This window comes from Staphylococcus intermedius NCTC 11048, assembly GCF_002902385.1.
GTDB classification, from domain to species: domain Bacteria; phylum Bacillota; class Bacilli; order Staphylococcales; family Staphylococcaceae; genus Staphylococcus; species Staphylococcus intermedius.
Genome location: NZ_PPQH01000060.1, coordinates 1 through 1,423, shown reverse-complemented (window position 1 = coordinate 1,423; position 1,423 = coordinate 1). Strand labels below are relative to the sequence as shown.

Below are 1,423 nucleotides of genomic sequence, written 5' to 3'. Positions count from 1 at the left end.
TCCTGTAATTATGAAACTGATTGGCGATATTGTGCGTATACTTGTTGCATTTGGTAAGGCGATGGCACCAATCGCAAGTGGTTTACTAAAACTTATCGGTAAAATAGCCGAATTCACGGCAGCGTTATTCGAGAATCACCCGAATGTTGCAAGGTTCTTTGGAATTCTTACTATTCTCGGTGGTGCGTTTTGGGCTTTGCTGACGCCTATTATATTCGTATCCACTATGCTAAAAGGCCTGTTCGGTAAAAGTCTTTTCGATGTAATTAAATACATCATTAAATTTACAAGAGCGTCAACTATCTTAAAAGGTGCGTTCGGCTTACTAAGAGGTGCTGTTGGATTACTTCTGAATCCTATCGGTAATCTTATGAAGCTATTACCAATCTTGGGCGGTGCGTTAGCGGGTATCAGCTTACCTATTTGGATAGCAATAGGTGCAATTTTAGCGTTGGCTGGTTTCATAATTTATTTATGGAACACGAATGAAGATTTCAGAAATGCTGTTATAGAAGCTTGGGAGACAATCAAAAAAAGCATAGGAGAAGCGGTAGAAGGTATCAAAAAATGGTTTGATGACCTATGGAGTAAAATTCAAGAAACACTTCAACCTATCATGCCTTTGTTACAACAATTAGGTGATATTTTTAATGAAGTTTTAGGTAATGTGTTTATCGCGGTTGTAGAAGGTGTTATAACCGCTATACAAGGTTTATGGACAGTTGTTACTGTTACGTTCACAGCGATAGTGGCACTAATTTCTGGAATGATTCAGTGGATTGTTGGTCTTTTCACAGCTTTCATTCAATTTTTGTCAGGTGATTTTTCAGGAGCGTGGCAAACTCTACAAACAACTATTGCTAACGTGAGCGATACAATATGGCAGGGATTATCGTCGATTTGGAATCAAATTCAACGATTTTTATTTGACACTTACACTCGAATTACAGGTCAAACAGCAACGAGTTGGTCTGAAGTTTGGCAGACAATCCAAAATTACGCTATAGCGATATGGAATGTAGTGTTTAAGTGGTTCCAAGAAGTTGCAAATACTGTTTTGACTAAAATGCTAACGGCCTATAATTACATTGTTCAAAAAGGACTTGATTGGGTTAATGCGATAAGACAAGCGATGATCAACTTTATAAATACGGTTGTACAAAAGTTTTGGGAAGTAGTTAATGAGTGTAGAAACGGCATGCAAAACGCTTTGAATGCTGTCAGAAGTTTTATAGGAGATTTTGTTCAAGCTGGTATTGATATTATCGGCGGATTAATTAGCGGAATTGTACAAAAAGCTAAAGATTTAGCACAAGCTGCATGGAACGCAGCAAAAAGTGCATTGAACGCAGCAAAAAGCGCGTTAGATAGCCACTCACCGTCACGTAAATTTATGCAACTAGGTAGAGACAGTATGACAGGT

Annotated in this window: 1 protein-coding gene; it reads left to right on the top strand. The window is 38.2% G+C overall.

Annotation, left to right across the window (positions count from 1 at the left end; all coding sequences use genetic code 11):
• The coding region (locus CD138_RS11705; protein WP_444547690.1) for a phage tail protein at window positions 1-1,423 on the top strand (1,423 nt) is incomplete at both ends.